We start from the raw sequence: 24,806 nt of genomic DNA, 5'->3' as shown, positions 1-24,806 counted from the left end.
GGATTCCGCAGATTGCACCGCATGTACCGATTAGCTGTTCGTTAACTCAGTCCCCAGGAAGCGGAAATGATTAGGCCCACCCACAAACACTCACTTCGTACGTTGGCGAATCTTGCGGTGCTGTGCATCGCCACGCCTGCCATCGCTCAGAACCAACCGAGCGTAAATTCACAGGTTCAAACAGCCAAACCAACGGCAACTTGTCCGGTGATGGGCGAGATTTCTTCACCCGAAACTCGGAATACCGCGGCAGGTGTCTATTCGAATGGCGATTGGTGGCCGAACCAGCTGAACTTGCAAATCCTCCATCAGAATTCGCTGAAAAGCAATCCGATGGGCGAAGCGTTCGACTACGCAGCCGAATTCAATAAGCTTGACCTGTCAGCGATCAAGAGTGACATCAACACGTTGTTGACCACTTCTCAAGACTGGTGGCCCGCTGACTATGGAAACTACGGACCGTTCTTCATTCGGATGGCTTGGCACAGTGCGGGAACTTATCGCGTTGCCGATGGCCGAGGCGGCGCGGGTTACGGCACCCAGCGTTTCGCGCCGCTTAACAGCTGGCCAGACAATGGCAACTTGGACAAGGCACGGCGGTTGCTGTGGCCAATCAAACAGAAATACGGCAAGCAAATTTCCTGGGCCGACCTGATGGTACTGACCGGAAACTGTGCGCTCGAAAATATGGGATTCGAAACCATTGGATTTGCCGGTGGTCGCGAAGATGTTTGGGAACCTCAGCTCGACATCAACTGGGGACCGGAAACTCAGTGGCTCGGCGACATGCGGTACAAGGGCGATCGCGAACTCGACAATCCACTCGCTGCCGTGCAGATGGGTTTGATTTACGTGAACCCCGAAGGCCCCAACGGCAAACCTGATCCACTTGCAGCAGCCAAAGACATTCGTGAAACGTTTGGCCGGATGGCAATGAACGATGAAGAAACCGTCGCTTTGATCGCTGGCGGACACACGTTCGGGAAAGCTCACGGGGCCGCCGATCCAAGTAAGTTTGTTGGTCCCGCCCCGGAAGCCGCCAGTATCGAAGAGCAGGGCCTCGGCTGGAAGAATTCATTTGGAAAGGGCAACGCCGAAGACACAATCACCAGTGGCCTTGAAGGAGCTTGGACGTCGACGCCCGCACAGTTTTCTCACGACTACTTCGCGAACCTCTTTCGTTACGAGTGGAAGCTGACCAAGAGTCCCGCCGGCGCCCATCAGTGGACTCCGGACGATGCTACGGCCGAGGGAACCGTCCCTGATGCCCATGTCGATTCCAAGTCGCATGCACCGATCATGTTCACGACCGACTTGGCGCTGAGGATTGACCCTGCCTACGCAAGGATCTCGAAGCGATTCCACGACAATCCCAAGGAATTTGAAGTGGCGTTTGCGAAGGCTTGGTACAAGCTGACTCATCGCGACATGGGACCGCACTCGCGATGCCTCGGCCCCGAAGTCGCCGAACCGCAATTGTGGCAAGACCCGGTGCCCGCCGTCGATCATCCTCTGATCGACGACCAGGAGATCGCGGACCTGAAAGGCAAACTGCTGAAGTCTGGTTTGTCCGTTTCTCAGTTGGTGCAGACTGCGTGGGCGTCGGCGTCAACTTTCCGCGGCAGCGACAAGCGCGGCGGTGCGAACGGAGCACGCATTCGCCTGGCGCCTCAAAAAGATTGGGCTGTCAATCAGCCAGCGCAACTTGCCGAAGTGCTTCAGAAGCTTGAAAGCATCCAGACCGAGTTCAACAACTCGCAGTCCAGTAAGAAGGTCTCGCTCGCCGACTTGATCGTCTTGGGCGGCGCGGCTGCCATCGAGCAAGCCGCCAAGGATGCCGGGCATGAAATCAAGGTTCCGTTTTCGCCAGGGCGAACTGATGCCTCGCAGCAGCAAACCGATGTTGCATCATTCGAGCCGCTTGAGCCCAAGACCGATGGCTTTCGCAACTACTTTGGGCACAGCGAACTCAACCGACCGGCGGAAGAATGGTTGGTTGATCGCGCTAGTCTGCTGAACCTAACCGCGCCAGAAATGACAGTGCTCGTGGGTGGTTTGCGAGTCTTGAATGCCAACGCGGACAACCTGAAACTAGGAGTCCTGACGAATCGTCCGGGCAAATTGACCAACGACTTCTTCGTCAACCTGCTGAATATGGACACAGTGTGGAAAAAGTCAGCCGTTTGCGACCACTTCTTCGAGGGCGTCGACCGCGTGACCGGCGATCCAAAGTGGAGAGCGTCTTCGGTGGACCTCGTTTTTGGGTCGAACTCGCAGTTGCGAGCCATTTCAGAGGTCTATGCAAGCGAAGACTCGAAAGCGAAATTCGCAGACGACTTCGTTGCCGCCTGGACCAAAGTCATGAATGCCGACCGCTTCGACCTCTCGCCAGCACAGCGAAGCGGATTGCTAGCTTCTTCACGCACTGAATAATCGTTCAGAAAGCGTCCAAACCGTCAATTTTGTACACCGCTTGTGTCCGGCAAGCGCTGTTTTTTTATGCGCCGACGATACACCCTTGGCGATGTCACCCTTAGCGGCTCCTTGACATCAATTCCGCTTCCCAAATCAAAACATCAAAAATTGTGCGGCCAACCATCTTCGGGTGTGCACAGACCCCCCAAAGTTTTGTACTCTCTAAATAGAAGGAACCCGCCCCCATTCGAGGTAGCCGCCATGATCCGTCACTCCAAAACCCGCAAAACCGTATCCTGTCGCCAGAATCATCGTTCAAGTGGCGGTAATCGGTGGAGTATTTCATCACTCGAAAAGCGAGTGATGTTGGCCGCCGATTGCGGCGTCGTCCTTAGTGCCGCGGCCTCATCAGCTAATCCCGTCGCGGCCGAAGTCGGGCGGGCGTCACCAGTGCAAGCCGATGCATGCTCAAACATTGTCTTCATTGATTCGGGCGTCGAATCAATTGGCCACTTGCTTGATGGAATCCACCAAGATCACGAGTTGGTGCTGCTGGACCCAAATCGCGATGGGCTATCACAGATTAGCCAGACGCTTGCAGGCCGCACCAACGTCGGCAGCATCCATATCGTCGCGCACGGTCAATCTGGGCAATTGCAACTCGGCAATCAGTTGGTCGACACCGAAACCGTCCAAACGAACCAGCGACAAATCAAAGGCTGGTCCCGTTCGTTGACGGCAGATGCCGACATACTGATCTATGGATGCGAGACCGGTGCGGGCACGCAAGGCTTGCAGTTTATCAAGGCCCTCGCAAAACTGACCGGCGCCGATGTCGCCGCGTCGACCGACAAGACGGGTGCTTCGTCACAAGGTGCTGACTGGGACTTGGAACAGCACGTCGGCAACATCGAAGCCGGTTTGGCTTTCAATGTACTGACACGCCAATCCTACGAAGCCGTCTTGCCGATCACCATTCGCGCAGCCGGAACGACTGGCGAAGAACAAATGTTGTTGCAGATCGACGAAGTCACCGTCGCAACATACAACAACCTCTCCACCAATTTCCAGCAGTATTTGTTCGACGCCGACGGTGTGAACGCCGACCAAGTTCGCATTGTTTTCACAAACGACTTCTATGACCCTGCCAACGGCATCGACCGAAACTTGCGAGTCGACAAGATCAACATTGACGGCGTCGACTATCAAACCGAAGCACCCGAGGTCTTCTCGACCGGCACTTGGTTGTCCGTCGACGGCATTGCTCCGGGAAACCGTTTGTCAGACACGCTTCACACCAACGGTTACTTTCAGTATGCCGGTTCTACCGTTGATCCCGGCGGCGACCCAAGTCTGCTGGTGATCAACGAAATCCACTACAACCCGGGACCGGACGGTGTCGTCGATGGCGACGCCGAATTTCTCGAACTCTACAACTCGGGTGACCAGACGGTCGATCTGGGTGGCATGTCGTTCACCGGTTTCGATCTGACGTTTGCGCCGGGAACCACAATCGGTGCCGGCCAATACGCCATCGTTGCTCCATCGATCGCGCTAGCCCAGTCGACTTGGGGCGTAACCCCGATTGCTGAATTTGCCGGCGGCGGCTTAAGCGGCGGTGGCGAACTGCTGCAGTTGATTGCGGCCGACGGAGTTACCGTCATCGACGAAGTCGACTATACCGATGATCCGCCCTGGACATCCCAACCCGACGGCAACGGACCCTCGTTAGAACTAAGCGACTGGGCACTTGATAACTCCGTCGCAACCAATTGGCAGGCCTCGATCGGCGCACCAACACCTGCGGCAGCCAATTCTGTTTTTGGTGTTCAACCCGTCGATCCGATCACGGACATCGTTGTGACGCCAAGTGTCGTGTTGCCGAATCAGGATTTCTCAATCACCGCGACCATCGAAGGCGCCACGTCCGCCAACCTGATCTACAAAGTCATGTTCGGCGGCGAGCAATCGGTTGCGATGACCAGTACCGGAGGCGACAACTGGACGGCAACCCTGCCCGGTGCGGATGCAGGGACGCTGGTCCGGTACCGCATCGAATCGGACGTTGCCTTTGCTCCATTTGCTGACTCGATCAACTACTTTGGTGTGGTCGTGTCACCCACGGATGTCGTGGGCAACGAATTGCCCTTGTTCCAGTTCTTTGTCGACGAAGCCGAATTCACAGAACTGACGACAACCGACTTGGCACTGACCAATACAAAAATTGAGGCGGTCGTTTATTACAACGGTGAAGTGATCGACAACGCAACGGTTCGAGTTCGCGGTGGCGACTACTCGCGTGAGTTCTATCCTAAGAAGAGTTTGAAGTTCGAATTGCCCAAGGGCTACGACATTGACATCGGCACCAACGGTGTCAGCTACCTTGTCGACGAATGGGGAATCCAAGCCGACTTTGGTGACTGGTCCCTTGTGACTCCCGATATCAACTGGGACATCTTCAACGCCGAAACGAACTCGATTACCAATTCATTCTTCGTCCGCGCCGAAGTGAACGGCGACTTTCATGGCGTGTTTCGCTTCCAAGAACTGTACGACGGCGCTTGGCGAGACGTGAACGGAATCAGCGACAGCGACGAGTTTTACAAAGCAGAAGAAGGAGCCTTTGGTAGCTATCCCAAGTTCGACAAGAAGTCACCAGACGATGGCGACTATACCTCGATCGAATTGTTGAACGATGTTTTGATCCAACCCCCGTCCGACGCGAAGACCGCGTTTCTGTACGACAAAGTTGATATTCCCAACGTGGTCAATCACATGGCGCTTTCGACACTGATGCGACATGACGATCAACGCGTCCAGAACTTCTACATGCTGTTGGACGACGAAACCGGCCGATGGTCGGTTGTCGAATGGGATCTGGATCGACTTTGGGTTGTCCCTGATGACGGCGACGGAGGTAATTTCACGACACCCGAACCGATCAATGCGGAACTGTTAAACGCTGTCTTCGAAGTACCCGAGTTCCAAGACATGTACTGGCGTCGGATGCAAACGCTGGTCGACACCTACTTGGACGACACCACCAACTTGACGAATCGATTCGAGGAACTGCGACTTGAAATCGGCGCAACAAACTCAACCCTCGAACTCGCCAAATGGGGACGCTCTGATTTCTTTGCAAATCCGTTTTGGGCGCAACAATTCCAAGAAGCGTTAGACGCCCGAAAGACAGCGTTCACCAACGAAATCCGCATGCCGGGATCGGCAAGCGGCGTCAACGATATCGTGATCAACGAATTGCACTACAACCCGCTTGATGGTGACGCAGAGTTCCTCGAACTCTACAACGCTTCGGCAACCGAATCGGTCGATCTATCTGGTTGGACGATCGACGCGGTTGGTTTGAAGATCGAATTCGGAACGGTGATTTTGCCGGGCCAGCATATTGTCTTCACCGACAACTTCTCGCGTTTCACCACCCAGCATGGCGGCAACCCCTTTGTCGCTCAGCAGTACGACGGCGGACTGAGCGGCGGCGGTGAACTGGTCGAACTTGTCGACTTGTCCGGCAATGTCGTCGATGCGGTGGATTACGACGACGCTGCACCGTGGGTGACCGAGCCTGACGGAAATGGATTCTCTTTATCGTTGATTGATCCAGCACTCGACAACAACGTGGCGACCAATTGGGTTGCCAGCAGCCAAATCAACGGCACACCTGGCCTGGCGAATGACTCGAGTCAGCAGACCACTTCGGTAAAGATCTTCGCTGCGGGGACGTCGGGCAATGAAATATTGACGCTCGAAGTTGCCGGCTCGCAAGTTGCCACGTTCAAGCTTTCTGACTTCGGCGGACAAGCAGGCGACCTGTCGGATCAAAACTACGTTGAACTGAATTGGGCCACTAATTCACTTGTCGATCCCGGCGACATTCGCATCAACTTCATCAATGACCGATACGAACCGGCCGCAGGAATCGATTGGAACGTAGCGATCGATCGAATCGAAGTTAGTGGAGTTGCGTACCAAACCGAAGCACCAGATGTTTATTCAACGGGTACCTACTTGGCTGCTGATGGAATCGTGCCTGGTTATCGCCAAAGCGAGATTTTGCACACCAACGGATACTTTCAATACGCAAGCATCGCTGCCGTCAACCAACTACCAACCTCGATCGCTGACCTGCCCGACGTCGCTGAGGGTAATTCGGTATCAGGTAACTTGCTGAACGATGAATCCGAGTCTGGTTAAGCCACCTATTTCAGACAGGGCTCGGTCGTTCCGCCCGCTCGCCTAGTGATCAGAAAAATGCAGGGCGAATGCGGGCGTAATTTCGCTGTTGTTACGGTCTTCGGCGACGGTGGAGCACATGTCGTTTTGCAATGGTCATTATTCCCCCCATACAACGATGGTGAAAAGTCACCAGGGCGTGACTGCGTCGACTTCGTTTCCCGAGCCAGCGGCTCGGTTCTTCGTCAGCTTCCCTGGAAGTAGCATTTTGGCGTACCCTGTGCGGACACAATCTTGCTGAATCCTCAGCGAATTATCTCCACGCATCGACCATTCGCCATGGACTTTCTGCTTTACCTTGCACTCGTTCCAGCCCTTGGGTTGGCCGCTCAGTGGATCGCATGGCGGACAAATTTGCCTGGCATTCTGTTGCTGTTGGTGTTCGGTGTGATCTTGGGGCAGTTTGTTCAAGTCGACGAATATCTGACCGAACTGACCGGAGGAAACGAGAAGGCCGGTCCAAGCTTGCTGTTTCCGTTAGTGTCGCTTTCAGTCGCCATCATCATGTTCGAAGGCGGCCTGTCGCTAAAATTGCAGGAGCTTCGCGAATCCGGAAGTGCGGCGCTGCGTCTGTGCACAATTGGTGCAGCCATCACGTTCGGTTTAGCGGCGGTTGCCGCTAACCTCATCCTGGGTTTCGAATGGCGAATGGCATTCTTGCTTGGCGGAGTATTAACTGTCACGGGGCCAACCGTTATCGGGCCACTGCTCCGGCAAGTTCGGCCAAGTCGACGTGTCGCATCGACGTTGAAATGGGAAGGCATCGTGATCGATCCGATCGGCGCGATCTTAGCGGTCCTGGTTTTCGAGCATCTGATGCTCAATACGCAAGAACTGGACTTTAGCGGTGTCCTGCTGAGCTTGTTGCACATTCTTCTGATTGGTCTCGTCTTGGGAGCCGCTGGCGGCGCGATGTTAGGGTTCGCGCTACGCAAGTTTTTGATCCCCGATCAACTGCAAGGTGTCGCCGCTCTATCGGTCGGTTTGTTGCTGTATGCCGTCAGCAATCACTTCGCACACGAATCAGGATTGATCACGGTCACCATCATCGGGCTATGGCTGACCAACCAGCGCAGTATCGAAATTGAACATATCATCGAGTTCAAAGAGAACCTACGCACGTTGCTGATCGGTTGCCTGTTCATCGTCTTAGGATCCCGCGTCAACCTGGACGACATCTTTGCGATTGGATTTCCCGGTGTCTTGTTCGTGATGGTTTTAATCCTGATCGTGCGTCCTATCTCGGTTTACACTTCACTGTTAGGAAGCCCACTAAACATCCGCGAACAGACATTCATTGCCGGCCTTGCACCACGAGGAATCGTTGCGGCTGCCGTCAGTAGTGTTTTCGCGTTGGAAATGGAAAGTCATTTTGGTCACGTCGATCTTCCGGGTTCGGATCAGTTGGCCAATGTGACATTCTTGGTAATCGTTGGCACCGTTGCGATCTATGGACTTTCAGCCACACCGCTCGCAAAATTGCTTGGACTAGCCGACACGTCGACCAACGGTGTGCTGATTGCAGGCGCCGATATTTGGGTGAGAGACTTCGCCAAAGAGCTGACGAAGTCCGGTATCAACGTGCTGTTGGTTGACACGAACTACAATAAGATATCGAAAGCGCGTGTCGATGGAATCAATGCGGTCTGTGCGAACATTTTGAATAAACACGTCATTGAAGAATTACCGTTAACCGGAATCGGTCGATTGCTGGCGATGACCCCCAACGATGAAGTCAACTCGTTAGCCGTGCGAGAATGCACTCACTTGTTCGAACGTTCCCAGGTTTACCAGCTGACATTCACTCGCGAAAATTCGCACCACCGACGGGGTCTGACAAAGAATTTGATGGGTCGAGAACTGTTTGGCAAAGGCAGCACGTTTTCGGAACTGCGTGCCATGCACGTCGCTGGTGCACGTTTCAAAACGACACCACTGACAAACGAGTTCTCGTATGATGATTTCAAGAAAAAGTACGGGAACGGCGCCCAGGTTCTTGCGACGATCGACAAAGACGGTGTCTTAGTTCTCGACACTGACGACAAGCCTCTGCAACCGCTACCTGGCCAGCAACTGATCGCGATGGTTTCCGCAACGGCTGTACCCGAAAATCATGTTGCTCGACCGCCAAGCGGCTCCCCCAACAGCAATCTGCCAAATACTGATTCAACCGTCTAATGAGGAATTTGTTGGCTGTGCATTTCGGAGAACTTAACTGAATCGCTCGAGAGGAACCTAGCAGCAACATGCTGCAGACGCCGAGCAATCGAATAGCCAATGGTCAACGGTCAAGATAAGTCGAAAAAACAGCCGTCTTTGCTGGTGCACCTCCGCAAAGGCCTAAATCGCCAACGAACGATGACTTTCGCGAACTTGGTTACGGTGGGCGATTCGACTCTTGGATTCGCGAATCATTCTACGAATTTGACGGGTGCAGTTCGTTAATCCAAGTTGTTGGCGCAACCTATTTGCGGCGAACAAAATATCAGCACGAAGATCTTGGGTACTGAGATGCAGCCTTAACCGAGCGAAGATAGTTATCGCGGGGTTGACGTTTAAATTACATTGCCTTCGATCGAAAAACACGTCTGTTGGCATGTGAGCAAGTGCTTGCTTAGCCAACTCAGTTGCAACTAAAATGCTAATCTCGAAAGCAATTGCCTCACTTTGTCAGGCACGGTTTCAACACGGATCAGTCCAATCACTGATCAATCGTTCACGAATCGGCTTCAGAAACATCCAGCCTTACCTCCAGACGGCTCGCGCCACTAATGAATAAAATCGGTAAGGAATGACTCTCCATACTTCAACAACGATCTTCCATAACATCGGCGCAAGGATGGCGAGCTGCAATTGACATAGCTTCCGAACCGGCGCGACAAAGTGGCGGGCAACTTGCTAGCTTCAAAACGAGTCTAACATGTGTAAAAACCACCAACCGATTTCTGTCAGTTCTCGCAAGATCGTGGCGGACCTTTTCGATCACAATGCGGCAATTTACTGGACGGATTTTTTGTTCAGCCTAGCAGTCGCCTATGGTGCAGCAGCGGTATACTTTAGCGCATCTATGCTATCGGCGACCCAGATCATTAGCTTCTTGATCGCTGGCTGCGGACTCTATCGCGTTGCTTCCTTCATGCATGAAATCGTTCATTTCCGATCCAGGGAAATGCGAACTTTTAGAATCGTTTGGAATCTGCTTGCTGGGATTCCGATGTTAACGCCAACGTTCTTTTACGAGAGCCACGTCGACCATCACAACGCGAGACACTACGGGACCGATCACGATGGCGAGTACCTGCCGCTTGCAGCGTCATCGCATTGGTCCATCGGGGTATTTCTTGCTCAGATTTTCCTGCAACCGATATTGGTGACTTTGCGATTCCTGTTAACCCCCCTTACGTTCTTGCATCCCCGATTGAGACTCTGGACACTTCAGCATGCATCCTCGTTCGTCATCGATTTCAAGTATTGTCGGATGATTCCCCCGCGTGCGCCGCTACGCACTTGGGCACTGATGGATCTCGCGTGCAGCATCCGCGCATGGGCGATTTTTGCGTGCGTGATTGCAGGCGTGACACAGTGGACACGACTTCCTCAGCTTTATTGCCTCGCCGCTTTTGCGCTTGGATTGAACCACATACGCACGCTGGCGGCTCATCGATATCTTTCGCACGGGCAACCTTTATCGCACGACGATCAAGTTTTGGACTCGGCGAATGTGACAGGCACAACCGTTTTCACTGAATTGCTGTTTCCTTTAGGAATGCGTTATCACGGCTTGCACCACCTGTTCCCCAGACTGCCTTACCATAACCTAGGGATTGCCCACCGGCGGTTGATGGCCGAATTGCCGAAGGACTCAGCCTATCGAGCAACGGTATATCCAAGTTGGTTCTCGGTCGTCCGCGAGCTTGTGGAAAATTCACGCTGGGACCAGGGTTCCGCTTCCCCCGGATAAAAGGCATTGTCTACTTCCTGCAAGTGAACGCACCATGGGAAGGCAGCACTTTTCCAGAAGTCGCAGAAACGATTCCAGTCATCCTTTGCGTCTCCATTCTTGGAAACGCGTTTATGCGAGTTGTTGGTGTGGCTCTTGACGTTCTTACGGTTCGGGGAAGCCGGCACGCGGCAGTTGCTGGCGTTGATCCGAAGTATGATAGTTGACGCAGCAAGCGCCCTCGCTTCCGACGTGGATTGAACGCATGCGACGCCGCATTGAACATCCAACAGGATTTACCATGATTCGAACCGCAGCCATTCTTGCTTTTGCACTGGTCTTCTTGACGAATAAATCGGCGTCATCGCAAGACAGGTCGAAACGGATGCCTCGCGAAGACGTCATCGACATCCCAGCGATCAGCAATGGCCTTTGTGTTAGCAACGTCTTTCAAACCAATATGGTTCTGCAGAGAGACAAGCCAATGGTCATTTGGGGATGGGCCAAACCCGGTGAACAGGTCACAGTTGAGTTCGGCGGAGCAAAACAAGTCGGAATTGCCGCCGAGGACCGATCATGGAAAGTTGAACTGCCGGCGATGGAAGCCAGATCTTTGCCTGGCGAAATGAAGGTCACCGGCGAGACGCAGACTCTAACGCTTGACAATATTCTTGTCGGCGACGTCTGGGTGCTTGGTGGCCAGAGCAACATGGAATTTCCGTTGGACCGAATCGAAAATGGCCAACTTGAAATTGTTTCAGCGAACTACACAAACATCCGAATCCTAACGGTTCCTGCAGCGAACGGTTTCGAAGATCGAAAGGGATTTCCGCGACTGCATGAATGGAGCCAATGGTTCGGCCGCCACTACCGCAAAGGCGATTGGGACGTTTGCTCGCCCGAAATCGCACGAGAATTGTCTGCGATCGGATACGTTTTCGCACGCCGCATCCACATGGCAACTCAAGTTCCCATCGGGGTCGTCGATGCGTCGCGAGGTGGAACCACGGTGGAAACTTGGATACCCGACGCGGTGTTGCGACAAGTGGAAACCGAGCAAGTCACAGACCTACTTGCCCGGTGGGACAAGCAGGTTGCCGACTGGGATGCGAAAGCTGACCTCGATAGTCGCATCGAAAACTATCGCAGCAAAGTCGCTCGTGTTGAAAAGGAAGGCAAGCAAATGCCTTCCAACGAAACCGTGCCAACTGATTTACGTCCTGGCCCCGCACTCGACCACAACCGGCCCGGCAACTGTTACGCCAGCATGATATCGCCTATCGCTGGATTGCAAATTAAAGGTGCAATCTTTCACCAGGGATACAACAACTGCTTTGACGGTACTCCGGGTGCGGTGATGTATCGGCAACTATTTCCGAAAATGATCACTGCTTGGCGTGCCGCATTTAACGATCCTCAGTTGCCGTTCGGAATCCTATCGCTGTGTACGGAAGGCCCCGTCCAGACGCTCGACAATTTCTCTGAAATGATGTCGAATGCGGGGCCCTTCATTCGCGAAGCCCAGTACAAGACTTTCCTGGATTTCTATCAAGCCGGTGACCAGAACATTGGCTTCACCAGCACCTACGATCTGCGGCGCCGTTGGTATCACCCCCAGCAAAAGATCCCAGCGGGCGAGCGAATCTCGCGATGGGCATTGGCGACACAGTATGGATTTTCCAATTCGATTCGCTGGAAGCCTCCAATCGTTGTCGATATGAAGGTCGATGATGGACGAATCGTTTTGCGGCTTGATGAACCAGCCAGCGCGATTGACGACGGTGGACCAATCCTAGGCTTTGCGATCGCGGGCGAGGATCGCAGGTTCCATCCCGCCGAAGCAACGCATCTCGTCATAGGCAAAGACGATCGCGGTAAGCCAAAGTCTGACACGACCTCGTTGGTTCTAAGCAGCTCTATGGTGCCAAGTCCGGTTCACTATCGGTACGCATGGGCGCGCAGTCCACTAGGCAATTTGCAAGCGGACCGAATCACAGACATCCCCTTCGCGACCCAGCGCAGCGACGACTGGCCGCTCGAATCCATACCGATGGGAATTTTTAACGAGATTCCTGAAAAGCTTGATCGAAAACAGAAGCAACAAATTCAAGCAGCACTCCGGCAACAAGACCTTGATCGTCGAAAGCACGAAGCCAAGGTCCTGCTAAATGCAAATGCCGAAAAGTAGAACTCAAAATTTGTCGTGGCGCTAATCCCCGATTGCTTAAGCGACACTCTTCAATCCTAGCGACACCGCTGCACAGCCACAAAAAGGCTCCAGTGATTTCGAAAAACTAAGTTCAACTGCGATAGACTCTGCGACGCCGAAAATCTTGAACGAAGCCAATTCAATGAAACGACATCCAATCATAGTGAGAACAATCGTGCGATCAATGCAAACCGTCGTCTGTGTCCTGCTCGGTCTGATCGTCTCTGTATCTGCGTCCGCTCAAACGAACGAAGACGCAAAGAAGACCTCGCCGCCGAAGACGCAATCGCCTAAGACCCCCGCAGCGTATGACGAATCAGTTCCTAAACCAACGTTGACCGAAATCAAGTACGGCGATCACAACCGCAATGTGATTGACTTTTGGAAGGCTGAATCGGACACGCCAACGCCTCTGGTGTTTGTGATTCACGGCGGCGGTTGGACAGGCGGCAGCAAAGAAATTGTTCATCGTTTCGTGAATGTTTCCTCACTACTCGAAGCCGGCATTTCCGTCGCGGCAATCAACTACCGATACGTTCGACAGGCGGGCGATATGATGCCCCCAGTAAAAGCCCCGCTGCACGATGCCGCTAGAGCACTGCAATTTGTCCGTACAAAAGCATCCGAATGGAACATCGACATGGACCGCATTGGTGCCGCTGGTGGTTCGGCGGGTGCGTGCTCCAGCCTGTGGTTGGCTTTTCACGATGACTTGGCTGATTCCAAAAGCGATGACCCGGTCGCCCGACAATCAAGTCGACTGTGGTGCGCGGCGGTGGTTGGTGCACAAACGACTCTCGATCCAAAACAGATGAAGCAATTGACGCCCAACAGTAAATACGGAGGGCATGCATTCGGCAAAAAGAACTTTGCCGAATTCCTAACCGACCGCGAAAGCATTTTACCCTGGATCGAAGAGTACTCACCATACGCGCTGGTTAGCCAAGATGATCCAGGCGTCTATTTGTGGTACAGCAGCCCTCCATCACTTGGCAAGAATCAGAAGGACCCAACGCACACATCCAACTTTGGAGTAAAGCTACAGCAACATTGCATCGAAATGGGCATCGATTGCGAACTTATTTACCCCAATGCGCCAAACGTCGAGCACGCCACGTCAACCGATTATCTGATCGCGACACTTAAGAGCAACAAGTAGTCGCCGACAGCTCTGATCGCTCGGTAGTATTTTTCTGCAAGCGGCTTTAGCCTGTTTGAAGCGATTCTTCTTTGGGATTGATTCTAGAAACGACAGGTCCCAGAAGCTCGCGTTGTTTTTGTTGGCTTGCATCGTTTTCTTGAACCGCTTGCTCCTAATTCCCCGCGAGTTCGCGAACGGAAATTTTTACTGCGACGATCATAACTCGCCCGTGTTTCTTTATTCTGATGGCGGTGTTCTATCCGCCGACGTGAAACAAAGCCTGGATTCCTTTTCAATACTCTCGAATATTTGTTCTAGCGGGATCCGCAAACTTCAGCGAGCAATCGCAGCCGATTTGATCTAACGAATCTTTAACGGCAAATCATCGCGACGTTTTTCTGATTCAGGCCGAACTCGTTCCTTCTCCACATCATCGGCCCACCGTTGCAGTTTGCCGCCGAGCTGCTGCACCAGATCAGGATGTTCAGCAGCGATGTTCGTTGACTCGGTTGGATCCGAATCTAAATCATAGAGTTCCGCTGGCAATGTCGAATCTTGAATCTTGCTGCCTCGCGTGACAAAGGGGCGAACCAGTTTGAACTTGCCTTCGCGAACGGCAGCATTGTGAGTGTAATTTGGCCGACCTCGATTCCATTGCCAGAAACGCGTCGGCGAAAAGTCAGCAGACGGATCACGAAGCACTCGTGCGAAACTCTTTCCGTCCAGCGGGTTTGCAGTCGTGACAGTATCGGTTCTGGTGAAGTCCAGAAGCGTTGGTAGCAGATCAACAAAGTGAACCTGTTGATTTCGCTCGCCAGCGGCAAACACACCTGGCCAGCGAACAAACAGAGGCACACGAATCCCACCCTCATCGACTTGGTATTTGGTGCCTCGTAGATGGTGGTTGAATCGTACACCAGTCAGTGGGTCCGGACCGTTGTCGCTGGCAAACACAATCACCGTTTCCTTGGCAAGGTCTAACTCATCAAGCTCTTCTAGCAACCTTCCAATCCCGTGGTCCATCACTTCGATCATCGCGTAGATCGTCGATGTCGATTCGTCGAACCCATGATCAGAATATTTCTGGATGATTTCGGCTGGCGCTTGCAGCGGCCGATGCGGTGCGTAGTGCGCTAAATGCAGAAAGAACCGCTGGTCTCGATGGCGCCTTACAAACTCGATTGCTCGATCGTTCAAATCGTCGGTCAAGTATCGATCAGCGACACGCCGAACTTTACCTTGGACATCAAACGCATACTCATAGTAACCGACGTCGCTCGACCCACTGAAACCTTCGTATTCGTCAAAGCCACGATCGAGCGGGTGGAAGCCGTCTCCCAAACCGACGTGCCACTTCCCGATCAACCCAGTCACATAACCTGCCCGACGCAGCAGTTCGGGCATGGTCTCTTCATCGCGGCGGAGGCGAGTCATCACCGGATACGTGTTCATGTTTAACGTTACTACGCCCGTGCGATGCGGGTACCGACCGGTCAATAGAGCCGCACGCGCCGGTGCACAGACACATGAGGCGCTGTAGGCCTGATTGAAACGCACACTTTGCTCAGCCAGACGATCCAAATGCATCGTCCTCGACGGACTGCCGTCTCCACCGCCTAAGTCACCGACGGCAAGATCATCTGCCAAAATCAAAATCACATTGGGCGGCCTTGACGGATCACGCTCGTCGGCCATCGCCGCCGTGAACCCCGTCTGCAGAACGACAAGACTTAAAAAAAACCGGCACGTCAAACCACGCATCATGCACTGCTCCTTCGATCGGCAATTAGCCAGCCAGCGAGGATCATTGCCAAAGGTCCAATCACGATCACCAAGAAAGTGTGAAATGGGCTGGTGAACTGATCGAGCGATTCGGGCCAGTAGTCGCTCTTTGAAACAGCCATCCATCCGATCACCAGCATCCCGAACGCAAGCACCCAGATTGAACGCTTGCTTCGGATCGCAGGAACCATCAACCCGAGCAGGAACAATCCAATGATCCCGGCGCCCAAAACGCCCGACAGCAACCACCAAACATCAAGTGCGCTTTCGGTCAAACGCACCAGCGCTAGCGCCATCATCGTCCCCATCGCTCCCCAACCAATGGTCGCAAAACGAAGCACGCGAACATCCTGTTGATCGTTTGACAACGGACGATACAACCGCTTGTAGAAATCACTCATCACCAAAGTGGCCGACGAGTTGAGCGACGTCGAAACCGTGCTCATCGCCGCCGCGAAGACGGCAGCAATCAGCAGACCACGTGCACCTTGTGGCAGATGCGCCGCGATGAAATGGGGGAACACTCGGTCGCCCAAATCTTTGGAAGTCAGTTTTGCGGCGGTTTCCTGAAGTCGCTGTTGATAGTCTGCCGCATCAAACGAAATGCCTGCCTGCATCAACTTCTGCTCGGCAACAATGATTCGAACCTCCTGCGTATCCGCAGGATGGCTCTCGTAAAACGCAAACAGCGATGATCCGATGAACAAGAACAGAGCACTGACGGGAACATACAACATCGATCCCAACCAAACACTTTTCGCTGCTTCGCGGTCGCTGCTCGAGGCGATGTAGCGTTGAATGTAACTCTGATCGATGCCAAAGTTACGCAGGTTATCGAACAAGCCGAACGCGAGTACGACCCAGACGGTTGGCTCTGACACGTCAAACAAAGACGTGCTGCCCAGCGAGAACTTGCCGCTCTCGTTGGCTACCGCAATCACTTCCGAAGGACCACCAGGCATTCCCCACAACATGATTCCTAACGCAAGCAAGGCTCCCGCCAACAACACGACCGCCTGAATCGCGTCTGCCCAAATCACCGCCACGATCCCGCCCACAAAGGAATAAGCCGTGACGATCGCACCGGTGAACAGAATCACGGTGCGAATGTCCCATCCGAACAGTACCGCCATCGGCAACGCCATCAGGTACATCACGACACCGATGCGAGCGATCTGATACAGCAAGTAAAAGCTGCTCGCGTAGATTCGCGCCCATAAACCGAATCGCGTTTCTAGCAACGAATAGGCCGATATCTCACCTGATTTGCGATACAACGGCACAAAAAACCGAACCGCAATCAATGCTGCAAACGGCAGCGCGAGCGAATACATGAATGCGTTCCAATTGTCGACAAACGCTTTCCCCGGCAGCGCCAGATAACTGATACTGCTCAGGTAGGTCGCAAAAATTGACAAGCCGCATAACCATCCCGGCAGGGTCCTGCCACCCGCGGTGAATTCGTCGGCCGAATTGTTTCGTCGCCAAAAGAATAAGCCCAACGACATGATGGCAACGAAATAGCCAATCAGAACCGCCCAGTCGACACCGTTAAAAAACACCACTGCGATCACAGAACACCAATCCTATTCAAAAACTTCTCGACCTGTTCTCGCCGGGTTTACAACAACATTCGATTCACTTCCTTGACGGTACGCGTCATGATCAAAAGTCAGTCGGTTCTAGTCGATAGATTTTTGCAGTGCAAGCAATGAACACAGGCACCGACGTCATTCGGGCGAACCAACACCTTCGCGTTGGCCTGCACCTGCACCTGCACCTGCACCTGCAAGCGATGACCAAAACAGGTTGCAGCGAACGCGAAAAAGCGATCGAGATCGTGCTCGATGCTTTGATTGATCCGCCATCGATGGATTGCGTCTATCCTGCCGACACCCATCTGCGAAACGACGTCTCGATGGAATTTGTGACTGTTCGGATCGTTTTCTTTCCTTGCACGCCGACGACATCCCTGCGTCATTTGGTATAAAAGCCAGACGCTCATATGACGTTGTTTCCCGCCGAATTTGATCAAAATTCGAAACGGTCGATCAGACAAGTTAGAATTGTGGTTTGACCGAAAATTCGCATCGGCGTCCCACCTCCAAAACGCAACTTTAACAGGCCGATTCGCTCGATCCTCCTGTTTATCGCTGCATACCATTTGCGCCCATTTATTCGCCCAAGTAGCTTCCATGACAAAACTTAGAGTTTTTCCTTTTGCTGTCCTCGCTCTGATCGGGACCGTCTGTTTGGCCAATGACTGGGAAAACCCATCGGTCTTTCGTGTCAACAAAATGAAATCGCACGCAGTAAAGATGCCGTTTCCGACTCGTGGTTCAGCCATCGCAACTCAGCGTCTCGAATCGCCATGGTGTCAACTGCTCAACGGTGATTGGAAATTCAACTGGGTGAACCACCCTGACAAACGGCCAATGGGTTTCTTTGAACAAGATTTCAACGACGCGGACTGGGACTCGATCAAAGTTCCGTCCAATGTCGAGCTGCTGGGTTATGGTACCCCGATCTACACAAATATGACGTACCCATTTCAAAAGTCGCCGCCGCGATTGATGGATACTCCACCCGAGGACTTTACGACGTTCACCGAACGAAATCCTGTTTCCAGCTATCGTCGCACCTTTGACTTGCCGGCATCGTGGGAAGGACGACAAACCCACCTGACTTTCAACGGTGTCGAATCGGCTTTCTACCTCTGGGTAAACGGACAGAAAGTCGGCTATTCACAAGACTCTCGAACGCCGGCCGAGTTCGATATAACGAAGTTCGTCCAACCTGGCAAAAACCTGATCGCGGTCGAAGTCTATCGTTACAGTGATGGATCATATTTGGAGGATCAAGATTTTTGGCGTCTGTCGGGAATCTTTCGCGATGTGTATCTGACATCCCTTGCGGCGATCGATCTTGCTGACCTGACGGTTGTTGCTTCTTTGGCCGACGACTACAAAACAGGGACCCTCGACGTCAACGCCTTGATTGCCAATTACAGCAAGAAGGCATCGGAATTGAAGGTCGTCGTCGAGATTCTTGAAGGGGGCAAAGGCAATCCTGATGCTACATCGCTCTTCACCAAGTCAATCGATGTTTCGGCGACCACCGGAACGAGCAACGCTTCGCTGTCGCTAAAGTCGCTTCCGTTCGAGGTCAAACCTTGGAGTGCCGAAGATCCGCAGCTCTACACGCTGCTGGTCACGTGCCAGGAATTTGCCGGAAAGCCGATCTCGCACTATGCCCAGAACATTGGGTTCAAACGATCCGAGATCAAAGAAGGCCAACTTCAAATCAACGGACAAGCGATTCTTGTCAAAGGCGTTAATCGCCACGATCACGATCCCGATACCGGGCATTATGTTCCCGAGGAAATGATGCGACGGGACATCACGCTGATGAAGCAAATGAACATCAACACGGTGCGAACATCACACTATCCGAACGATCCGCGTTTCTACGAACTGTGCGATGAAATCGGACTTTATGTGATCTGCGAAGCAAACATCGAATCGCACGGGATGCACTATGGCAAAGAATCACTCGCCAAGGATCCAACCTGGCAAGCTGCACACTTGGACCGAGTCAAAAACATGGTCGGTGCATTCAAGAACCATGCATCGATCATCGTTTGGTCGATGGGAAATGAAGCGGGTGATGGAGTCAATTTCCAAGCCTGTTCTAAGTGGTTGCATGAAGACGCGGCAGTCAAATATCCCGTGCACTACGAACAAGGCAAAGAGGCGTCGCACGTGGACATGTTCACGCCGATGTACGCGACCATGCAGCGATGCCGGGAATACTGTCGCGAACAAAAATCGAAACCGCTCAACGAACAACGTCCCCTGATTCAGTGCGAATACTCACACGCGATGGGCAACTCATCCGGCAACCTTGCTGACTACTGGGAGTTGTTTCGCAGTGAGCGGTTGATGCAGGGCGGATGCATTTGGGACTGGGTCGACCAAGGACTGCGTCAGCAGAAAGACACAGACCGAGGTTCTGTTGAATTCTGGGCCTATGGCGGCGATTTCGGCGATAAACCCAACGACGACAATTTTTGCTGTAACGGAATTGTGGATGCCGACCGAGTGCCCAATCCACAAGCGGCCGAAGTCTTCAAAGTCTACCAGAACGTTCACGTTAGTTTACCGAAGCAAGCGACTTCGGTTGTCTCGGGACAATTTGACGTCCAGGTCTTCAACGAGTCGAACTTCATCGACTTGTCGCACCTCGAGCCCGTGGTGTCGCTGCGGAAATCGGGTGTCGTTATCGAAGAGTTGACCGCAGTCGCGCCTGCTGTTGGTCCGCAACAGACAGAGACCATGAACGTCAAACTGAACATACCTGCAACGGACGAAGAACTGCATTGCCGAATCGAATGGCGATTGACCGAAGACACCGAATGGGCGAAACGCGGTCACGTTGTGGCTTGGGATCAGTTCAAGATCTCGGGCAATTCGGTCGCGCCTAAACCGAAATTGGGCAGTGGTGAGATTGCAAGAACAGACGCTGCGACGACTCTTTCCGGCAACGAGTCGATCTACCGGTTTGATAACGCAACCGGACAACTGACCAGCTGGAAACATCGCGGGACCGAGATGCTGGTTGCGCCGATGCACCTGAATTTTTGGCGTCCGCCAACTGACAATGACAAGGGCAACAAGATGCCCAGTAACAGCGGGGTCTGGAAATCGGCGGGCGAGAACACGAGCGCGAAGCTGGTATCGGCCGACGTGCAGGACGGAACTCCAACCGTGCGATATGCCTTGAGCATTCCGGCCGGAAAGACAACCGGGGAACTTGCATACCGATTGACCGAATCCGGTGGATTGGCAGTTTCAGTCATTGTCGATCCGAAGGGCCAGTTGCCAGAGCTTCCTCGCATCGGAATGCAGTGTCAGATTGCAACGAACTTGGATTCCTGTCGTTGGTTCGGCAATGGCCCCGAAGAGTCATACAGCGACCGCAAATCAGGAGTTTGGGTAGGCGTTTTCGAGCGGCCCACAGCTGAATTGGTCTATGAATACGCAGAGCCACAAGAGTCGGGCAATCGCACGGACGTCCGCTGGATGGAGTGGACACCGGATTCTGGACCAGGTGTGCGAGTTTCAGCGATCGGTGATTCGCTGCTACAAGCCAGCGCCTACCCATGTTTGATGTCGGATCTCGAGACGCACAAGCATGCGTATCAGATTCCAAAGCGAGACCTGTTCACCGTGAACGTTGACTATCTGCAACGAGGTCTCGCGGGCGATAATTCTTGGGGAGCCCTTCCGCACGAACAGTATCGCATCAAGGCAAACGGTAGCTATCAGTACGAGTTTCAACTGGAAGCGACCGAATGATTTTGAATGATCGCGATGAAGACTAGCCCGTCGCGCGAAAATGCGTTAGCAGATCGTTTCCCGCCAATTGTTGCTACGGAGCAAAATGCGAGTCATCTGTTGCTTCGCGGTTGATCCTTCGGTCAAAAGCGACGGTTCATCCTATGAAATTAATCGAAACGAACCCCGCCCAAAGATGCCGTTTGTTACCGACCAATGCAACTTTCCTGAACTGATAGAATTCAGTTCATGAGACGACGCGTTGCACTCATTATCGAAACCTCCAGTATTTACGGACGGGACCTGCTTTCGGGCATTGTTCGGTTCATGCGAATGCATGATGACTGGTCCGTTTTTCTTGAGCAGCGTGATCTGACGAAGAAACCACCATCTTGGATCGCAACTTGGAAAGGTGACGGAGTCATTTCTCGCGCGACGACTCCCGCATTGGTGGCCGCCGTACAAGCCACGCAGGTTCCGCTTGTCGAGTTGACTGATCGCCAAGACGGTATCACGTTACCCTGTATTCGCTCCGACGACGCGGCGATCGGACGCATGGCAGCCGACCATTTATTGGAACGCGGATTTCGACGTTTCGGATTCTGTGGCTTTCGTGGTGAAGCGTGGTCACACCGAAGGGAAAAGGCATTCGCACAAGCGGTACATGAGGCGGGCTGTTCCTGCGATATCTACAACTCGCGATGGTACGGTCGATCCGCTCGCAGTTGGGAAGACGAACAACAGCATCTCGTTAGCTGGTTGAAAACCTTTGCTCGTCCATTTGGCATCATGACTTGCAGCGATATTCGCGGCACGCAGGTACTCGACGCGTGCTCAACGGCTGGATTGTCTGTTCCAGAAGAAGCCGCTGTAGTCGGCGTCGACAATGACGAGTTGCTCTGTCGTATCTGTGCGCCACCGCTTTCAAGCGTCATCCCGAACGCCGAAGGTATTGGATATCGAGCGGCCGAGTTGTTGACCGAAATGATGGACAGCGGAAATGCAACCGTGTTTGATTACCAACTTGAACCGCTTGGCGTAGCCACCCGTCAATCAACGGATGTGGTTGCCATTGATGATCCAGCCGTCGCGGCGGCCGTGAAGCTCATTCGTGAAAATGCCTGCCGAGGGATCACCGTGGACGAAGTGACCGCGAACGCTAGTGTGTCACGGAGCACGCTGGAGCGTCAGCTGAGAAAATATCTCGGACGTTCGCCTCAAGAGGAAATACGGTTTGTCCAAGTCAAACGGGTTCGCGAGTTGCTTCTGACCACCGATCTGTCGATCGAAAAGATCTCCTTTCTCTGCGGTTTTGACCACCCGGAATACCTGCACGTTGTTTTCAAACGCGTTCTGGGCATCACACCAGGACAATTTAGGCAGCAGGTTAAACCGACTTCCAGCGTGACAAAATAGCTTACACTCAATCCGGGCGTTCTCATTGCGATGCTGAGCAGCGGGCCTAAAATGAGTCTCTCGAAGTGAAATCCTAAGTCGTCTTTGCCCTCGCAAATCTAAGCCGCGTGGTTTGATGTGATGGCTGCACAATTGGGGTTAAGCACTCAAGTTCTCGGCGAAAACAAAACATGATGAGTCTCGCTCAAGTTACCCGCCTCATTCTATTCGTCTTGCTGCAGGCTGGCAGCCTGAGTTACGCAGAACGACCAAACATCGTTGTCATCTTGGCTGATGACTTGGGGTATTCAGATCTTGGCTGTTATGGCGGCGAAATCAGCACGCCCAATATCGATGCGTTGGCAAACGCTGGCGTGCGGATGACACAGGTCTATAACTCGGCGCGGTGCTGTCCAAGTCGCGCTTCGTTGATGACGGGACTTTATCCGACACAGGCTGGGATTGGCGACTTCACAACTAGCCAACCCAGTCCGGATCGCGGACCGGGATACCAGGGCCGACTGCGAGACGACTGTGCGACGATCGCAGAAGTACTGAAGCCAGCCGGATACAATTGCTACTACGTTGGCAAATGGCACATGCACCACGAAACGGGACCGATCAAACGCGGCTTCGACGAATTTTATGGCTACACGTTTGATCATTCGCATGACCAATACGATGCAGAGTATTACGAGCGTTTGCCGGCGGACCGGGTGAAAGAAATCGATGCTTCGGCGGACGACTTCTATGCGACAGACGTTTTCAATGACTACGCAATTGAGTTCATCAAGCAGGGCCAGAAGAGCGAAAAACCGTGGCTTTTGTTTCTCGGTCACTCTTCTCCGCACTTCCCCGTTCAGGCTCCCGCCGAGCGAGCCGACAAGTACGACGAGGTCTATCGTCGCGGCTGGGACATATTGCGTGAAGAACGTTTTGAGCGAATGCAAAAATTGGGATTGGTCGATGGCGATCATTGGAAGTTATCGCCGAGGTCGATCGTCCCTGTCGATAAATCCGCGATCGCAAACGGCTTTTCTGGCGAGCCAAACCCGGCATGGGATTCGCTTGAAGAAGACCGGCAACTTGATCTCGCACGACGCATGGCAATCTTCGCCGCTATGGTCGAAGGCGTTGACAACGGCGTCGGCCAACTTGTTTCGCATTTGAAGTCAACCGGCGACCTCGACAACACGTTGATCCTGTTCCTAAGCGACAATGGAGCGTGTTACGAATGGGGGCCGTTTGGATTTGATGGGCAGTCTCGCCGTGGCGAAACAACTTTACGGACGGGTGATAAAATTCGCGAGATTGGTCAGCGCGGCACCCACCAGTCGTACGGAAGCGTCTGGGCAAATCTTGGCAACACCCCGTTTCGACTCTACAAACATTTTACGCACGAAGGTGGCATCAGCACTCCGTTCATTGCCCATTGGCCAAAAGGAATCGGCAAACCGAACAAGTGGGTGCGTGATCCAGCGCACCTGATGGATATTCTTCCCACACTGATCGATGCAGCCGAGGCAACGTATCCGCAAGAGCTCAAGGGAAACCGAATCACGCCGCTCGAAGGCAAAAGCCTGCTTCCGGCATTCATGGGTGAATCGTTGCCGGACCGAACCATTGGCTTTGACCATCAAGCTGCCCACGCTATCCGCCAAGGTGACTGGAAAGCAGTCTACGCCAAGCGAATGCCGCATGAGTTGAAGTGGGAACTGTACAACTTGGCCGAAGATCGCTGCGAGATGAATGACTTGGCTGAAAAAGACCCTGAACGAGTTAAAAAGATGACTGCGGACTGGGACGCGTGGGCACGGCGAGTTGGTGTGATCTGGAAACCGCAAGACAACGTTCGCAGCTTGAAGACGGACTCACCACAGATCGCAAATCGCATGCTAAGACTTGAACAGACGGTCGAATCACAATCGCCCAATGGAGTCGCGCTCGCGCATGGCGGCAACCAACACGGCTATGCGTTGCACTTCATCAATGGCAAACCAGCGTTTGATATTCGCATCAACGGGAAAGTCAAACGACTGCTCGCCGAAGATCCTGTTTCGGGAACAATCACACTCACTGCAACTCTTTCCACGGACACAATGACGTTGTCAGTCGACGGAGGCGATTCAATCAGCCAGCCGTCACACGGACTCATTCCAGTACAGCCAATCGACGATCTCAGCATCGGCTTAGACGAAAGAACATCAGCCGGCGACTACAAGTCTCCAAATCCGTTCAATGGAGTAGTCCTCCGCCACGCGTTGCACGCTACCAACCCAGAACAACAACGCTAAATCATGTACCACGTACCACGTGTCAGCAGCCCATACTACAAGT

Annotated in this window: 12 protein-coding genes; 10 read left to right on the top strand and 2 right to left on the bottom strand. The window is 53.2% G+C overall.

The window, feature by feature from the left end; all coding sequences use genetic code 11:
• Positions 1-66: 66 nt before the first annotated feature.
• The 6 genes from katG (at position 67) to Poly59_RS15865 (ending at position 13,974) form a co-directional block, all read left to right on the top strand.
• The gene (gene katG / locus Poly59_RS15890) at positions 67-2,433 is read left to right on the top strand and encodes a catalase/peroxidase HPI (RefSeq protein WP_146535059.1); all 2,367 of its coding nucleotides are present in this window, start codon (positions 67-69) and stop codon (positions 2,431-2,433) included.
• Positions 2,434-2,676: 243 nt separating this feature from the next.
• Positions 2,677-6,627, top strand: a complete 3,951-nt coding sequence (locus Poly59_RS15885; protein WP_186776297.1) for a DUF4347 domain-containing protein — start codon at positions 2,677-2,679, stop codon at positions 6,625-6,627.
• A gap of 318 nt (positions 6,628-6,945) precedes the next feature.
• Entirely contained in the window at positions 6,946-8,844 is a 1,899-nt protein-coding gene (locus tag Poly59_RS15880) for a cation:proton antiporter (RefSeq protein ID WP_146535057.1), read from the top strand.
• Positions 8,845-9,586: 742 nt separating this feature from the next.
• Positions 9,587-10,627, top strand: coding sequence for a fatty acid desaturase family protein (locus tag Poly59_RS15875; protein ID WP_146535056.1), 1,041 nt, complete (start codon positions 9,587-9,589; stop codon positions 10,625-10,627).
• 280 nt (positions 10,628-10,907) lie between these two features.
• The gene (locus Poly59_RS15870; protein ID WP_186776296.1) at positions 10,908-12,794 is read left to right on the top strand and encodes a sialate O-acetylesterase family protein; all 1,887 of its coding nucleotides are present in this window, start codon (positions 10,908-10,910) and stop codon (positions 12,792-12,794) included.
• A 205-nt stretch (positions 12,795-12,999) separates the two neighbouring features.
• Positions 13,000-13,974 carry an alpha/beta hydrolase gene (locus Poly59_RS15865; protein WP_146535335.1) on the top strand — a complete coding sequence of 325 codons (975 nt, stop codon included), beginning with the start codon at positions 13,000-13,002 and terminating at the stop codon, positions 13,972-13,974.
• 342 nt (positions 13,975-14,316) lie between these two features.
• On the opposite strand, the gene Poly59_RS15860 is transcribed toward Poly59_RS15865, so the two are convergent.
• On the bottom strand, positions 14,317-15,720 hold the full coding sequence (locus tag Poly59_RS15860; RefSeq protein WP_146535054.1) for a sulfatase-like hydrolase/transferase: 1,404 nt from the start codon (positions 15,718-15,720) through the stop codon (positions 14,317-14,319).
• On the bottom strand, positions 15,717-17,303 hold the full coding sequence (locus Poly59_RS15855; RefSeq protein WP_246151686.1) for a sodium:solute symporter: 1,587 nt from the start codon (positions 17,301-17,303) through the stop codon (positions 15,717-15,719). Before Poly59_RS15855 ends, Poly59_RS15860 begins: the two co-directional genes overlap by 4 nt.
• Before the next feature lie 146 nt (positions 17,304-17,449).
• Here Poly59_RS15855 and Poly59_RS15850 point away from each other — a divergent pair, with 146 nt between their 5' ends.
• From Poly59_RS15850 to Poly59_RS15835, 4 genes are all read left to right on the top strand, one after another.
• Entirely contained in the window at positions 17,450-17,728 is a 279-nt protein-coding gene (locus tag Poly59_RS15850; RefSeq protein ID WP_146535052.1) for a hypothetical protein, read from the top strand.
• 205 nt (positions 17,729-17,933) lie between these two features.
• A complete protein-coding gene (locus Poly59_RS15845; RefSeq protein ID WP_146535051.1) occupies positions 17,934-21,095 on the top strand; it encodes a glycoside hydrolase family 2 TIM barrel-domain containing protein in 3,162 nt (1,053 codons plus the stop codon).
• A gap of 228 nt (positions 21,096-21,323) precedes the next feature.
• Complete coding sequence (locus Poly59_RS15840; protein WP_186776295.1) at positions 21,324-22,490, top strand: XylR family transcriptional regulator; 1,167 nt, start codon at positions 21,324-21,326, stop codon at positions 22,488-22,490.
• Positions 22,491-22,660: 170 nt separating this feature from the next.
• Complete coding sequence (locus tag Poly59_RS15835; protein ID WP_146535050.1) at positions 22,661-24,763, top strand: arylsulfatase; 2,103 nt, start codon at positions 22,661-22,663, stop codon at positions 24,761-24,763.
• Positions 24,764-24,806: the final 43 nt, after the last annotated feature.

Origin of the sequence: Rubripirellula reticaptiva (assembly GCF_007860175.1) — a bacterium.
Taxonomy (GTDB): domain Bacteria; phylum Planctomycetota; class Planctomycetia; order Pirellulales; family Pirellulaceae; genus Rubripirellula; species Rubripirellula reticaptiva.
Note: the sequence above shows the minus strand (reverse complement) of the source record. Positions and strands in the feature narration are given on the sequence as shown.

What these genes read in the sequence shown, in the direction of transcription:
- katG (WP_146535059.1), top strand. Translation starts at nt 67, where the DNA reads ATGATTAGGCCCACCCACAAACACTCACTTCGTACGTTGGCGAATCTT.
- Poly59_RS15885 (WP_186776297.1), top strand. Translation starts at nt 2,677, where the DNA reads ATGATCCGTCACTCCAAAACCCGCAAAACCGTATCCTGTCGCCAGAAT.
- Poly59_RS15880 (WP_146535057.1), top strand. Translation starts at nt 6,946, where the DNA reads ATGGACTTTCTGCTTTACCTTGCACTCGTTCCAGCCCTTGGGTTGGCC.
- Poly59_RS15875 (WP_146535056.1), top strand. Translation starts at nt 9,587, where the DNA reads ATGTGTAAAAACCACCAACCGATTTCTGTCAGTTCTCGCAAGATCGTG.
- Poly59_RS15870 (WP_186776296.1), top strand. Translation starts at nt 10,908, where the DNA reads ATGATTCGAACCGCAGCCATTCTTGCTTTTGCACTGGTCTTCTTGACG.
- Poly59_RS15865 (WP_146535335.1), top strand. Translation starts at nt 13,000, where the DNA reads ATGCAAACCGTCGTCTGTGTCCTGCTCGGTCTGATCGTCTCTGTATCT.
- Poly59_RS15860 (WP_146535054.1), bottom strand. Translation starts at nt 15,720, where the DNA reads ATGATGCGTGGTTTGACGTGCCGGTTTTTTTTAAGTCTTGTCGTTCTG.
- Poly59_RS15850 (WP_146535052.1), top strand. Translation starts at nt 17,450, where the DNA reads ATGAACACAGGCACCGACGTCATTCGGGCGAACCAACACCTTCGCGTT.
- Poly59_RS15845 (WP_146535051.1), top strand. Translation starts at nt 17,934, where the DNA reads ATGACAAAACTTAGAGTTTTTCCTTTTGCTGTCCTCGCTCTGATCGGG.
- Poly59_RS15840 (WP_186776295.1), top strand. Translation starts at nt 21,324, where the DNA reads ATGAGACGACGCGTTGCACTCATTATCGAAACCTCCAGTATTTACGGA.
- Poly59_RS15835 (WP_146535050.1), top strand. Translation starts at nt 22,661, where the DNA reads ATGATGAGTCTCGCTCAAGTTACCCGCCTCATTCTATTCGTCTTGCTG.